The 13,159-nt window shown below is 70.0% G+C and carries 12 protein-coding genes and 2 riboswitches; of the genes, 6 read left to right on the top strand and 6 right to left on the bottom strand.

The genetic code is table 11. The features are described 5' to 3' along the window. Nucleotides 1-103 precede the first annotated feature (103 nt). Nucleotides 104-290: riboswitch (cyclic di-AMP (ydaO/yuaA leader) on the top strand. Between the two features lie 61 nt (nt 291-351). From ACGFNU_RS12055 to ACGFNU_RS12040, 4 genes are all read left to right on the top strand, one after another. Continuing rightward, nucleotides 352-852 (top strand): C40 family peptidase, encoded by a 501-nt coding sequence (locus ACGFNU_RS12055; RefSeq protein WP_392592699.1) that lies wholly within the window; start codon nt 352-354, stop codon nt 850-852. 176 nt (nt 853-1,028) lie between these two features. Then, nucleotides 1,029-1,170, top strand: a riboswitch (cyclic di-AMP (ydaO/yuaA leader). Nucleotides 1,171-1,180: 10 nt separating this feature from the next. Next, on the top strand, nt 1,181-1,957 hold the full coding sequence (locus tag ACGFNU_RS12050; RefSeq protein WP_392592697.1) for a CHAP domain-containing protein: 777 nt from the start codon (nt 1,181-1,183) through the stop codon (nt 1,955-1,957). Between the two features lie 45 nt (nt 1,958-2,002). Further along, complete coding sequence (locus ACGFNU_RS12045; RefSeq protein ID WP_392592695.1) at nt 2,003-3,604, top strand: hypothetical protein; 1,602 nt, start codon at nt 2,003-2,005, stop codon at nt 3,602-3,604. Nucleotides 3,605-3,957: 353 nt separating this feature from the next. Next, complete coding sequence (locus tag ACGFNU_RS12040; RefSeq protein WP_392592693.1) at nt 3,958-5,214, top strand: M48 family metallopeptidase; 1,257 nt, start codon at nt 3,958-3,960, stop codon at nt 5,212-5,214. 4 nt (nt 5,215-5,218) lie between these two features. On the opposite strand, the gene ACGFNU_RS12035 is transcribed toward ACGFNU_RS12040, so the two are convergent. The 4 genes from ACGFNU_RS12035 to coxB form a co-directional block, all read right to left on the bottom strand. After that, nucleotides 5,219-6,529 carry an Ig-like domain-containing protein gene (locus ACGFNU_RS12035; protein ID WP_392592691.1) on the bottom strand — a complete coding sequence of 437 codons (1,311 nt, stop codon included), beginning with the start codon at nt 6,527-6,529 and terminating at the stop codon, nt 5,219-5,221. A gap of 124 nt (nt 6,530-6,653) precedes the next feature. Next, nucleotides 6,654-7,064, bottom strand: coding sequence for a cytochrome c oxidase subunit 4 (locus tag ACGFNU_RS12030; protein WP_392592689.1), 411 nt, complete (start codon nt 7,062-7,064; stop codon nt 6,654-6,656). Between the two features lie 3 nt (nt 7,065-7,067). Beyond that, nucleotides 7,068-8,687 (bottom strand): cytochrome c oxidase subunit I, encoded by a 1,620-nt coding sequence (ctaD, locus tag ACGFNU_RS12025; protein WP_392593507.1) that lies wholly within the window; start codon nt 8,685-8,687, stop codon nt 7,068-7,070. 74 nt (nt 8,688-8,761) lie between these two features. Further along, nucleotides 8,762-9,556 (bottom strand): cytochrome c oxidase subunit II, encoded by a 795-nt coding sequence (coxB, locus tag ACGFNU_RS12020; protein ID WP_392592687.1) that lies wholly within the window; start codon nt 9,554-9,556, stop codon nt 8,762-8,764. A 194-nt stretch (nt 9,557-9,750) separates the two neighbouring features. On the opposite strand from coxB, the gene ACGFNU_RS12015 reads away from it, so the two are divergent. Both ACGFNU_RS12015 and ACGFNU_RS12010 read left to right on the top strand, forming a co-directional pair. Continuing rightward, on the top strand, nt 9,751-10,887 hold the full coding sequence (locus tag ACGFNU_RS12015; RefSeq protein WP_392593505.1) for a cysteine desulfurase family protein: 1,137 nt from the start codon (nt 9,751-9,753) through the stop codon (nt 10,885-10,887). Between the two features lie 43 nt (nt 10,888-10,930). Then, the gene (locus ACGFNU_RS12010; RefSeq protein ID WP_392592685.1) at nt 10,931-11,245 is read left to right on the top strand and encodes a sulfurtransferase TusA family protein; all 315 of its coding nucleotides are present in this window, start codon (nt 10,931-10,933) and stop codon (nt 11,243-11,245) included. 284 nt (nt 11,246-11,529) lie between these two features. Here ACGFNU_RS12010 and ACGFNU_RS12005 read toward each other — a convergent pair whose 3' ends face one another. Both ACGFNU_RS12005 and ACGFNU_RS12000 read right to left on the bottom strand, forming a co-directional pair. Beyond that, nucleotides 11,530-12,516 carry a carbohydrate kinase family protein gene (locus tag ACGFNU_RS12005; protein WP_392592683.1) on the bottom strand — a complete coding sequence of 329 codons (987 nt, stop codon included), beginning with the start codon at nt 12,514-12,516 and terminating at the stop codon, nt 11,530-11,532. Nucleotides 12,517-12,746: 230 nt separating this feature from the next. Then, a complete protein-coding gene (locus ACGFNU_RS12000; RefSeq protein ID WP_151566302.1) occupies nt 12,747-13,112 on the bottom strand; it encodes an iron-sulfur cluster assembly accessory protein in 366 nt (121 codons plus the stop codon). Nucleotides 13,113-13,159: the final 47 nt, after the last annotated feature.

The raw sequence follows: 13,159 nt of genomic DNA, 5'->3' as shown, positions 1-13,159 counted from the left end.
AACGCCCATCCGAGGCCGCTCATTTCACAACACATCAGCGCCGCGCTTTCGCACGCGGGACAAAGGGTCCCGCGCACAGGGCCCCATCGCGCCCCCCAGGATCGCCGCGGCAGCGCCGAGTCCGCCATCGCGCGGAGCCGGGGACCCACATCTCGGCGGCCGGCCCTTCCTTGGACCTGCCTCCGAACGGGGTGAATCGGCGCGCCCTCCTCTCGAACAGGGCGCACCGTAGGGCCACTTCCACGCCCGAACCCGTCAGCTAACCCGGTAGGCGTCTGGAAGAAGGAGATCCCCCTGTCCAGCAACGCTGTCAACTGCACGACCCGTCGTGCCCGCGTCGCCGGTGGCCTTGTGATCGCCACCGCGGTCGTCACGCCCCTCGTGGCGGCGGGCCCGGCTCCCTCCGCCGAGGCGGCCACCAAGGCCGTTCCCGTGGCGAAGGTGGTCAAGCAGGCCAAGCAGAAGTCGTGGTCCCAGCGCCAGAAGACGGCGCAGAAGGCCCTCACGGCTGCCTACAAGAAGAAGGGCAAGCCGTACCGCTACGGCGCGGCGGGCCCGAACGCCTTCGACTGTTCCGGTCTGGTCCAGTGGTCCTACCGGAAGGCGGGCGTCAAACTCCCCCGCGTCACCACCGCCCAGTACCGCGCCGTGAAGAACAAGGTGTCCTGGAAGAAGCTCGCTCCGGGTGACCTCGTCTTCTTCCACGGCAAGGGCCACGTGGGCATCGTGACCAAGCGCCAGGGGAGCAAGGTGTGGATGATCCACGCCCCCAACTCCGGTAGCCACGTGAAGGTCGTCAAGCTCAACAGCTATCGCAAGAAGACCTTCTCGGGCGCCGTTCGCCCCTACTGATCGCTAGAAACGGACGCGGCCGTCCTCCACGGGCGGCCGCGTCCGCTCCCTCATCGAATCTCAGGCCGTCCCGCACGGCCACCGCCGAGTCCGCGCCACGCGGAGCCGGGGACCCGCCATCCCGCAGCCCCCACCCATCCACCCTTTCAACGGACGGGCTGCGCCCGGCAAGTCTCCCGCAGCCCCCACCCATCCACCCTTTCAACGGGCGGGCTGCGCCCGACATGTCCCTGGGGTGAATCGGCCTCTCGCAGGCCGTAGGGCAGCTTCCACGCCCGAACCCGTCAGCTAACCCGGTAGGCGGCATGGAAGCCAAGGAGAGCCCCCCGTGGCAGGCAAGCACCGCAAACCCAGCCCCGTCGCCGTCACCCTGCGGACGGCCGGCGGCCTCGTCGCCGGCGCGGCCGTGATCGGCACGGCCACCGTCACCGCCCAGGCCGCCGTCGGCGCGGCCCCCGCCGGGACCGACATGGCCAGGCCCCCGGCCGCCGCCGCGGCGGCCGAACGGCCGAGCAAGGCCCCCACCGCGCACAACGTGCCCGAGAAGCTCTCCGGTGCCGCGAGCAAGGCGAACACCGCCCCCAAGACCAAGGCCCCGGTGAAGACCGCGCCGAGGAAGCCCACCGCCGAGGCCGCCATCAAGCTGGCCAAGTCCCAGGTCGGCATCAGCGAGGACGGCAACGGCGAGACCAAGTTCCAGGACTGGTACATGGGCACTGCCCGCGCCAAAGAGACGCTGGCACGCGACGGCGGCGACCTGGAGGGCTACAACGACGCCCAGTGGTGCGACATGTTCGTCTCCTGGGTCGGCGAGCAGCTCGGCTTCAGCCAGGGCGTGGGCAGCGACGCCTGGACGGTGGAGCACGCCAAGTGGTTCGAGCAGCAGGACCGCTGGGGCGACAAGCCCGAGCCCGGCGCGATCGTCTTCTTCAACTGGGGCGGCTCCAAGAACGTCGACGACATCGAGCACGTCGGCATGGTGATCAAGGACAACGGCGACGGCACCGTCCAGACCGTGGAGGGCAACAGCTCCGACGCGGTCAGGCTCCAGGAACGTTCGGCCGACCAGATCGTGGGCTACGGCTACCCCGACTACGCGAAATGATCCGTCCGGCGCGCCCGCCGAGGCCGGGTCAATAGGATCGGCCGCATGGAAGACCAGCGGTCCGGCCCGCCGCCGAACGACCGCCCCGCCGAGCGTGGACTTGAACGGCCCGGTGATCCTCGTGGCGTGCGCCCGGCCAGCGCCGCCCACCCCGGCGAGCCGCCCAGCAAGACCCATGCCGAGGCACTCGGCGTGGTCGGTGGTTCCGGCGAGGCCGATAGTGAGCGGCTCGACGAGCTCGCTGCCGAGCGACCCAGTGAGCCCGCGGTCGAGCCGCCGCCTGACGAGCCGCCCAGCACGCTCGGTAGCAAGCCGCCCGGTGAGACCGGTGGGGGCGAGCGGCCCGGTGAGAGCGTCGGCGCACGGCCCGGCGAGCGCGGTGACGTGCCGCCCGGCGGGCTCGGTGGTTTGTCGCGGCGGCGGGGCTTTGCGCTGGTTGGGGTGGGGGTGGCTGCGTGCGCGCTTGTGGCTGTCGCTGGGTTCGCTACTACCGGGAACGATGGGGCTCCGCGGAAGGCCGCTGTGGCGGCTCCGGTTCCGGGTGTTCCGGACGTGGGGGCGGTCGAGACGGTGCTGGCCAACCGCGCCACCGCGGTACGCGAGCATGATCGCGCGCGGTTCCTCGCCACGATCGTCTCGGCGCCGGTCGCCTACCAGGCGGCGCAGGCCAAGGTCTTCGACAATCTGAGCAAGTTGCCGCTGGAGTCCTGGCAGGAGCGGTACGAGGCGATCGAGCCGGCGGGCATGTCCGGCGCGCCCGCCGTCCGGGTCAGCCTCCGGTACAAGCTGCGCGGCTTCGATCGCGGCGCGGTGGCCCGCACGCGTTATCTCTCGTTCGCCTCCCGGGCCGGTACCTGGGTGATCGTCGGTGATGCCGCGGGGCGGGGGCTGCGCGACGACGTCGACATCTGGGACGGCGGCCCGCTGACCGTGCGGCGTGGCCACAGCGGGCTCGTCATCGGCGACGCCCCCGGCCTCGACGGGATCGCCCGGCGCCTGGACGCCGCCGTGCCCGTCGTGACCGGGGTGGTCGGCTCCGACTGGCCCAGGCGCGCGGTCGCGCTCGTACCGGCCGATCCCGCGCTGGCGGCGGCCCTGGTCGGCGACGCCCAGAACCTCAAGGAGATCGCCGCGCTGGCCACGGTGGCCCCCTCGGCCGACGGCGGGCGCGGCGAGGACCGCGTCATCATCTCGCCGGGCACGTTCGGCCGCCTGAACGACCTCGGCCAGAGCGTCGTCCTCACCCACGAGCTCACGCATGTGGCCACCGGCGGCGCCCAGGACGGCCGTACGCCGCTCTGGCTCATCGAGGGCTTCGCCGACTATGTCGGCTACAGCGACACCAAGGTGAGCGTGCGGTCGGCCGCCCGTGAGCTGCGCCGGGAGATCACCGCGGGACGCACGCCCGCGGCTCTTCCCGGCCGCGCCGCGTTCGAGGGCACCTCACCGCGGCTCTCCCAGGCCTACCAGGAGGCGTGGCTGGCCTGCCGGATGATCGCCGGCCGCTACGGTGAAGCGGAGCTCGTCCGGCTCTACCGCGCGGCCGGGCGCCGGTCCGAATCGGCCGCCCTGCGCGAGGTGCTGGGCGTCACCCCTGCCCGCTTCACCGCCATGTGGCGTGAATACCTGCGCGAGGAGCTGCGTTGACCGAGCCGGAGAACCGCGCGAAGGGCGAAGCCGACGCGAGCGACCAGACCGAGGTTGGCGGCGAAACCAGCGCGACGGGCGCTAGCGGCCAAACCAGCGCAACTGACGCGAGTGGCCAGACCGAGGTTGGCGGCCAAACCAGCGCGACGGGCGCTAGTGGACAGACCGACGCGAGCGGCCAAGCCAACGCGACCGGCGCTAGCCGCCAAACCGACGCTGGCGGCCAAGACAACGCGACAGGCGCCAGCCGCCAGACCGACGCGAGCGGCCAAGCAGACTCGGGCGACGAGGCCCGTGCGGACGGGGCGGGGGGTATGCGGCGGCCTCGGGTTGCTGCTGCTATCGCCGCCGCCGTGCTCTTCGCGGCGGTCGGGGTGATCTTGGCCCTGACCACGCCGTGGCATCCGATTCCCGAGCAGGTGCCGGGCGGATCCGTCGCCGTTGATCCGGCTCTGGACTTCACGCCCGCGGAGATCGCCCGGTCGCGCGCCTTCGACTCCGCCCTCAATCCGCCCGCTTACGCCCGGCTCGTGCTGGTTCTGGCCTTGGTCCTCGTCCTCGGGCTCACTCCGCTGGGCTCCCGCCTGATCGCCTGGGCGACGGCGCGCGTCCGCCGGTGGCCGCTCCGGGTGATCGGGGCGGCCCTCGTCGTCACGACCGTGGTCCGGCTGGCGGGGCTGCCGTTCTCCATCCGGAGCGAGTGGGTGCTGCGCCGGTACGGGCTGTCCACGCAGAGCTGGCCGGAATGGCTGATCGACCAGGCGAAGTCGCTCGGCGTCACCTGGGTGATCTGGTCGATCGCGCTCGTGCTGCTGTACGCGTTGCTGCGCCGCTTCCCGCGCTACTGGTGGACGGGCGCGGCGGCGGGCGGGTTCGCCCTGGTGATCGCGGTGTCGTTCCTCTATCCGATCGTGGTCGAGCCGGTCTTCAACAAGTTCCACCCGCTGCCGGCCGGGCAGCTCCGGACCGACCTGCTGGCCATGGCCGAACGGGACGGCGTGCCGGTGGAGGACGTGCTGGTCGCGGACGCCTCGCGCCGGACGACCTCGCTCAACGCTTATGTCTCCGGCTTCGGCTCGACGCGGCGCATCGTCGTGTACGACACGCTGCTGAAGTCGCCGCCCAAGCGCATCGAGTCGATCGTGGCGCACGAGCTGGGCCACGCCAAGCACAAGGACGTCCTCTACGGGACGCTGATCGGCGCCCTGGCCGTGGCGGGGGCCGTGTGCCTGCTGCAGTTGCTGCTGACCTCGCCCGCCCTGCGACGCCGCGCTGGGGCGGGCCAGAGCCTGGCCGATCCCCGTTCCGTGGCGCTGCTGCTCGCCTTCATCACGGTGGCGACCCAGCTGGGCGGCCCCGTCCAGAACCTCATCAGCCGTCACATCGAGGCCCGGGCCGACGCGCACGCCCTCGACCTGACCCGTGACCCCGAGACGTTCGTGACGATGCAGCACGAGCTCTCGGTGCGCAACATCTCCGATCTCGAACCGGACGCCCTCGAGTACCTTCTCTGGCTCACCCACCCCGCGGGGCCCGAACGCATCGCGATGGCGCGCGACTGGGCCCGGCAGAACCGCGTACCGGAGCCTCCCCCGCTCAATCCCCGCTAGCCGGTCAACTTGACTGCGGTGTGCCGCTGACGGGGGTGCTCGGAGCGGTGTCGGTCACCGGCCCTCCGGAGGGGGTGGGTGCCGGCGCGGCCGGGGTGGCGCCTTGCGGGCCGACGAGGAGGCTCTGCTTGAGGGCGCTGCCCTTCGTCCAGTCGTCCCAGTCGAGCTGCCAGAAGCCCCAGCCGTTCTCCGGCTCCAGCTCCCGCGCGGTGCCCGTGATCTTCACCGGGTCGCCGCGGTAGACCAGGTCGTAGAACCAGGAGGCGTTGCCGGGGCTCACGTTGACGCAGCCGTGGCTGACGTTGCTGTTGCCCTGGTCGCCGACCGACCACGGCGCGCTGTGGACGTACTCGCCGCTGTCGGAGATGCGCACGGCCGAGTAGACCGTCTGGCGGTAGTAGCCCGGGCAGCCCGGGCCGCATCCGACCGTGGAGGAGTCCATGATGACCGGGCTGCCCTTGTCCATGGTCAGGTGATCGCCATTGGTGGTGATGTACTTCGTGAGGCCGCCCATCCCCATGCTCACCGGAATTGTGCGCTTGAGCTTGCCGTTCACCCTGACCGACATCTCGTGCGAGTTCTCGCTCGCCTTGACGATGTGCTCGTCGCCGATCGTGAAGTCGATGTTCTGGTTGCCGGTGCCGTAGACCCCGCCGGCGAAGCGTACGCCGCTCAGATGGGCGCGGAAGCTGACCTTGGTGTGCCGCGGCCAGTACTGCTTGGTCCGGAACACCACCCGCTGGTCGCTGAACCAGTGCCAGGCGCCTTCGACGGGCCTGGACGAACGGATCTCCAGGGCCCGTTCGACGGCGGCCCGATCGTCCACCTCGCCGTCGAAGTTCAAGATGATCGGTATCCCGACCCCGACCGTCTCCTTGTTCGCGGGCGCCTCGACCGCGGTCTCCAGCGACTTCTTCGCCTTGGCGGTGCTGAACCGGCTCGTCACGGTCTGGGTCTTGCCATCACGGCCGAGCGCGGTGACGGTGACCTTGTACTTGGTGGCGGGATCGAGCGTCCAGCGCGACTGCCAGCTGCTCTTGTCGGCGCTGAGGACGCCCTCGACCGCCTCGCCCTTGGTGCTGACGGTGACGTTCTCGATGGTGCCGTTCTGCGCCCGCACCGCGATGGCGCTGTCCGGACGCAGCGAGCCCGTGCCGTCGCCCGGCGTCAGCGAGAGCTTGACGGCGTCCCTGCCGTCGGTCAGGCCGCCGTCCGAGCATCCGGCGGCACCGGCCGCCATCGTCATTCCGATCATCGCGGCGGTGGCGCGGCGGCAGCGCCGCGCCGATCCTGGGACGCCGACCTGCACCGTCACGCTCCGGTCCTCACTGTATGCATGGCTCCGTGTCCGCACGGTGACGTGCGGACCGCGGACCATTATGAAGGGGCCGGTGCCCGCCCGCTGGCGAACACCGGCCCCTTCGAGGATCCTTTGCCTGTCAGTGGGAGAAGTGACCCCGGTAGTACTCGAAGACCAGACCGACCGAAGTCATGATCGTCGCCGCGGCGCCCAGGATCACCAGCCACCAGCCGAAGACCACGCCGAGCGCGACCATCGCGGCCGACATCGCCAGGAACAGCGGCCACCAGCTGTGCGGGCTGAAGAAGCCCAGCTCGCCCGCGGCGTCGGCGATGTCACCCTCGGGGTCGTCCTCGTACAGCGGACCGCCGTTGGCGCTCTCCAGCCGCCGGACCGTGAAGTGGATGTAGAACCCGATCAGGCCGGCCAGGCCGACGGCCAGAGCCATCGCAGTGGTGCCCGTCCAGTCCTTGGACCAGAGCCAGTAGACGACGTCGGTGGCGAGGAAGAACACCGCGCACCCGTAGAACATGAACGCCTGAACGCGCATCGGCTACTTCCCTTCCAGGACGCCGCCGGACCCGGTGCCCTTGCCGGCCTCGGCGAGCTCGCCCTTGGCGCCCACGTGCGGGTGGTGCAGGTCGAACGCCGGCCGCTCGGAGCGGATCTTCGGGATCGAGTTGAAGTTGTGCCGCGGCGGCGGGCAGGTGGTCGCCCACTCGAGCGACGAGCCGTAGCCCCACGGGTCGTCGACCTCGACCTTCTTGCCCTTCTTCGCCGTGATGTAGACGTTGTAGAAGAAGGGGAGCAGCGAGCAGCCGAGGAGGAACGAGAAGATCGTCGAGACCTGGTTCATCCCCATGAACTCGCCGGGGTAGTCGGCGTACCGGCGCGGCATGCCCGCCGCACCCAGCCAGTGCTGGATGAGGAACGTGCCGTGGAAGCCGATGAAGAGCATCCAGAAGTGCACCTTGCCGAGCGTGTCGTTCAGCATCTTGCCGGTGAACTTGGGCCACCAGAAGTAGAAGCCGGCGAACATCGCGAACACCACGGTGCCGAAGACCACGTAGTGGAAGTGCGCCACCACGAAGTAGGAGTCCGACAGCTGGAAGTCCATCGGCGGCGAGGCCAGGATGACGCCGGTCAGGCCACCGAAGAGGAACGTCACGAGGAAGCCGAGCGACCAGAGCATCGGCGACTCGAAGGTGAGTTGCCCTCGCCAGATCGTTCCGACCCAGTTGAAGAACTTCACCCCCGTGGGCACCGCGATGAGGAACGTCATGAACGAGAAGAACGGCAGCAGCACCTGGCCGGTCACGAACATGTGGTGCGCCCACACGGTGACGGACAGGCCCGCGATGGTGATCGTCGCGAACACCAGGCCGATGTAACCGAACACCGGCTTGCGGCTGAACACCGGAAGGATCTCCGTCACGATGCCGAAGAAGGGCAACGCGATGATGTAGACCTCCGGATGCCCGAAGAACCAGAACAGGTGCTGCCAGAGCAGCGCGCCACCGTGCGCGGCGTCGAAGACGTGGGCGCCGAGCTTGCGGTCGGCCTCCAGGGCGAGCAGCGCGGCGGCCAGGACCGGGAACGCCAGCAGGACCAGGATCGAGGTCAGCAGGATGTTCCAGGTGAAGATCGGCATCCGGAACATCGTCATGCCCGGCGCGCGCATGCACAGGATCGTGGTGATGAAGTTGACGGCGCCCATGATCGTGCCGAAGCCCGACATCGCCAGGCCCATCACCCACATGTCGCCGCCGATGCCCGGCGAGCGCACCGCGTCCGACAGCGGCGCGTAGGCGAACCAGCCGAAGCTGGCGGCGCCGCCCGGGGTGAGGAAGCCCGCGAGCACGATCAGGCTGCCGAACAGGAACAGCCAGTAGGCCAGCATGTTCATGCGCGGGAACGCCACGTCGGGCGCGCCGATCTGCAGCGGCATGATGACGTTGGCGAAACCGGCGAACAGCGGCGTCGCGAACATCAGGAGCATGATCGTGCCGTGCATGGTGAACAGCTGGTTGAACTGCTCGTTGCTCACGACCTGCAGGCCCGGCTTGTACAGCTCGGCCCGCATGATCAGCGCCATCACGCCGCCGATCATGAACATCACGAACGACGTGATCAGATAGAGATAGCCGATCACCTTGTGGTCGGTGGACGACATCCAGGAGGCGACCAGCCGCCCCTTGCTCGTCCGCGACGCGGCGATCGGCGCGCTCGGTGCGTGACCGATGGCCGTCACTTCGCACCCCCCGCTGCCTTGGCCTTGGAATCGGCGATGAACTTGGCGTACTCCGCGGGCTCCACGACCTTCAGCTGGAAGAGCATCCGGCTGTGGTCGACGCCGCAGAGTTCGGCGCAGCGGCCCTCGTAGGTGCCGGTCTTACGCGCGGTGAACTCGAACTCGTTGGTGTAGCCCGGCATGACGTCCTTCTTGTAGAGGAGCGCCGGCACCCAGAACGAGTGGATGACGTCGTTGGCGTGCAACCGCACGCGGACCGTCTGGCCGGTCGGGATCGTCATGACCGGCTTGGCCCCCGACGGGGCGTTCGGCGCGACCGGAGTGCCGACCACGGAGGCGACCGTCTGTTCCTTGCCCGCGGCGTCCTTCTCCTTGTAGTCGAACTGCCAGCTCCACTGGAAGCCGGTGACGTCGACCGTGACCGCGGGGTTGTCAGTGGTCTTCTCGACGTAGTTCTCGTCGCGCGCGGTGAAGTAGAAGAGCACCGCGATGATGACGAACGGGACCGCCGTATAGAGGATCTCGATCGGCATGTTGTAGCGCACCTGCGGCGGCAGGTCGTCGGAGCGCTTGCGGTGGAACAGCACCGCCCAGATGATCAGTCCCCAGACGACGGCGCCCACGGCGAACGCCGCGATCCAGGAGCCCTGCCAGAGCTTGAGCATGCGCTCGGCCTGGTCACTGATCGGCTCGGGCATGCCCAGGCGGGACACCTCGCCGCTGCAGGCGGTGGCGGTCATCGCCAGCAGGCCCAGCGCGGCGGCGCTCCTCAATGCACGGCGACCGCGCACAGGCGTGCGCCGCTCCCTAGAGCGGGTCGGACTCACGGAATGCCTTCCCCACGGATGAGAGCCCAGGGAACTCCCGGGCGGTGAGATCAGTTGTTACACGTTTGGGGGACACAGTAGCGCGCGGGTCACCCACCCCCTCTGTCGGGTGCCCGGTTAGGGTTTCTGGCGTGGCTAACTCGCTCGGCGCTCCGCCGATGATCGCGTACTTCGACGCGGCGTCGACCGAACCCCTGCATCCGGCGGGCCGCGAGGCCCTGCTCAGGGCCCTGGAGACGGGATGGGCCGATCCGGCGCGGCTGTACGGCCCGGCCCGCGGCGCCCGGCTGCTCCTCGACCAGGCTCGTGCGCGCGTCGCCGAGGTGCTCGGGGTACGGCCCGACGAGGTGTCGTTCACCACGTCCGGCACCCAGGCGGTGCACCTGGGCGTCCTCGGCGCGCTGCGGGCGCGCCGGCGTATCGGCCGCCACCTGGTGGTGAGCGCCGTCGAGCACTCCAGCGTGCTGCACGCCGCCGGGATGCACGAGCGCGACGACGGCAAGGTGACCACGGTCGGGGTCGACCGGCACGGCCGGGTGGACGTGGCCGAGTTCGCCGCCGCGCTGCGGCCGGACACGGCGCTGGCCTGCCTGCAGTCGGCCAACCACGAGGTGGGAACGGTGCAGCCGGTCGCGGAGATCGCCGAGATCTGCCGCGTCGCCCGGGTGCCGCTGTTCGTGGACGCCGCGCAGTCGGCGGGCCGGATGGACGTGCCGCCCGGATGGTCCGTGCTCGCCGCCAGCGCCCACAAATGGGGCGGCCCCGCGGGCGTCGGCGTGCTGGTCGTCCGCAAGAACACCCGCTGGCGCTCGCCGCTGCCCGAGGACGAGCGCGAGGGACGGCGGGTCCCCGGATTCGAGAACGTGCCGGCCGCCTGCGCGGCGGCCGCCGCGCTGGCGGCCTACCGGTCCGAGATGGCGGCCGACGGGCCCCGCCTGTCGGCGCTGGTCGACCAGATCCGCGACCGGGTCCCCCGCGCCATCCCCGACGTCCAGGTGGTCGGCGACCCCGTCGCGCGCCTGCCCCACCTCGTGACGTTCTCGTGCCTGTACGTCGAGGGCGAGGCACTTCTCACCGAACTGGACAGGCTGGGATTCGCGGTTTCCTCGGGAAGTTCCTGTACGGCGGATACGCTGCGTCCCAGTCACGTCCTCGAGGCGATGGGAGTGATTACCCATGGGAACGTCCGGGTATCGCTGCCGCGTGGAGCAAAATCGACCGATGTCGACCGCTTCCTCGCCGTTCTCCCCGAGGCCGTCACCCGGCTCCGCCGGACCGCCGGAGTGACACCATGATTTCCATCTCCCAGACCCCGACGACAGGGAGGCGGGTGCGCCCATGAGGTTCCGAAGCCGCGCCAAGAACGGCTCGCGGGACGGCGCCGACAGCGCCGCCCAGCAACCCGCCGTCCCCGACGAGCCGCCGCCCGCCCTGGTGATCGACGCGCTGGGCCGCAAATGCCCGATCCCGATCATCATGCTGGCCGAGCGCCTCCGCGAGGTCCCCGTCGGCGACGTCATCGCGGTCCTCGCCGACGACGTGGCCGCCCGCACCGACATCCCCGCCTGGTGCCGCATGAAGTCCCAGGACTTCGTCCGCGAAGAGACCCTCCCCCACGGCGGCTGGGGCTTCCACATTCGCCGTACTTATTGATTCTTTTACGGCCTCGACGGCATCGCTTCGCGATCTCTCGTGAAGCCTTGCCTTCGGCTGGCTTCACGACCCGTTAGCGCGCTCGCGTGACGGCTGAACTCTCCCCGGGAGGGAACAAGCAGCCACCACGCGTGTGCAGGCCAGAGCACAGCCGTGGCTCGGCCCCAACGGACGGGCGGGGTACCAGGGCACAGACGTGCGCCAGCCCAACTGACGGGCGGGGGGCTCCAAATACAGACGTGCCCCCGCCTCGCGCCAGCGAGGCGGGGGCACGGCCATTTGCTTTATGGGTTGGGGGTGTTGAGGTGCGGTTCTACCTCGGTGGCGGCGGTGTCGCCGTAGGCGGCGGTCAGGCGCTCCAGGAAGCGGGCCTTGGACAGGTGGTACTCCTGCGGGCCCGCGACCTCCAGGACGTGCGCGGCGGTGAGGTTGCCGACCTGGGCGGCGCGCTCCAGTGAGAGGCCCCAGGCGATCGCGGTGAGGAAGCCGGCGCGGAAGGCGTCGCCGCCGCCGGTCGGGTCGACCACGGCGTCCACGCGGACGGCGGGGACGTGCAGGCCCTCCTCGTCCTCGCGGTCGATCACCACGCCCTTGGCGCCGAGGGTGGTGACGCGGACGCCGGTGCGGCCGAGGATCTCGGCGTCGGTCCAGCCGGTCTTCTCCTCGGTGAGGGCCTTCTCGTACTCGTTGGTGAACAGGTACGCGGCGCCGTCGATGAGGCGGCGGATGTCGGCGCCGTCCATGCGGGCGAGTTGCTGGGACGGGTCGGCGGCGAACGGGATGCCCCGGCCGCGGCACTCGTCGGTGTGCCGCAGCATCGCCTCGGGGTCGTTCGGGCTGACCAGCACGAGGTCGAGCCCGCCGACGCGGTCGGCGATCGGCTGCAGCTCGATCAGGCGGGCCTCGCTCATCGCGCCGGCGTAGAACGTGGCGATCTGGTTCTGGTCCTGGTCGGTGGTGCACAGGAACCGGGCGGTGTGGTGCAGCTCGGAGACGTGCACCGAGGCGGTGTCGACCCGGTGCCGCTCCAGCCAGGAGCGGTAGTCGGCGAAGTCGTCGCCGACCGACCCCACCAGCAGGGACTCCTTGCCCAGGCAGCCCATGGCGAAGCAGATGTTGGGGGCGACGCCACCGCGCCGGATGTCGAGCTGGTCCACCAGGAAGGACAGCGAGACCGTGTCGAGCTGGTCGGGGCGCAGGCTGTCGGTGAACCTTCCCGGGAAGGTCATCAGATGGTCGGTCGCGATGGAGCCAGTCACGGCGATGCGCACGGCGGGTCGCTCTCCTCGTGGTGGTGTCGTCCGGCTATTTGTCCGGCTTCTCTACAACCCGGCTGGGGAATGACGGGCCAACGTCGTGGGGGTCGTGCCCGCAAGGGCCACAGCCTACTGGCCATCGCGGTACGGAACCCACCTGACGTCCGCCCCCCGCACCGTCATGGAAACACGAACGAAGCGGCCCGGACAAGGATCGTCCGGGCCGCTCGGGTGTCGCTCGCGCTCTAGTTGAACGAATCGCCGCAGGCGCAGGAGCCGGAGGCGTTCGGGTTGTCGATCGTGAAGCCCTGCTTCTCGATCGAGTCGACGAAGTCGATCGTGGCGCCGGTCAGGTAGGGGGCGCTCATCCGGTCGACGCGCACGCTCAGGCCGTCGAAGTCCTGGACCTGGTCGCCGTCCATCTCGCGCTCGTCGAAGAAGAGCTGGTAGATCAGGCCCGAGCAGCCGCCCGGCTGCACGGCGACACGCAGCGCAAGGTCGTCGCGGCCCTCCTGCTCGAGCAGGCCCTTGGCCTTCTCGGCGGCGGCGTCGGTGAGGACGACGCCCTGCTGCGTGGTCTCCTGCGTACTGGTCTCGCCTGAAACCGTCATGTGTTCAGCTCCCGGGTCTCGCTACGCCGCTCAGGCGGCGAACTGTC

Origin of the sequence: Spirillospora sp. NPDC048911 (genome assembly GCF_043198015.1) — a bacterium.
Classification (GTDB): domain Bacteria; phylum Actinomycetota; class Actinomycetes; order Streptosporangiales; family Streptosporangiaceae; genus Spirillospora.
Note: the sequence above shows the minus strand (reverse complement) of the source record. Positions and strands in the feature narration are given on the sequence as shown.

Bases quoted from the DNA above. Each gene is read 5' to 3' on its own strand.
- ACGFNU_RS12045 (WP_392592695.1), top strand. From the start codon at position 2,003: ATGGAAGACCAGCGGTCCGGCCCGCCGCCGAACGACCGCCCCGCCGAG.
- ACGFNU_RS12030 (WP_392592689.1), bottom strand. From the start codon at position 7,064: ATGCGCGTTCAGGCGTTCATGTTCTACGGGTGCGCGGTGTTCTTCCTC.
- ctaD (WP_392593507.1), bottom strand. From the start codon at position 8,687: ATGTCGTCCACCGACCACAAGGTGATCGGCTATCTCTATCTGATCACG.
- ACGFNU_RS12015 (WP_392593505.1), top strand. From the start codon at position 9,751: ATGATCGCGTACTTCGACGCGGCGTCGACCGAACCCCTGCATCCGGCG.
- ACGFNU_RS12010 (WP_392592685.1), top strand. From the start codon at position 10,931: ATGAGGTTCCGAAGCCGCGCCAAGAACGGCTCGCGGGACGGCGCCGAC.
- ACGFNU_RS12000 (WP_151566302.1), bottom strand. From the start codon at position 13,112: ATGACGGTTTCAGGCGAGACCAGTACGCAGGAGACCACGCAGCAGGGC.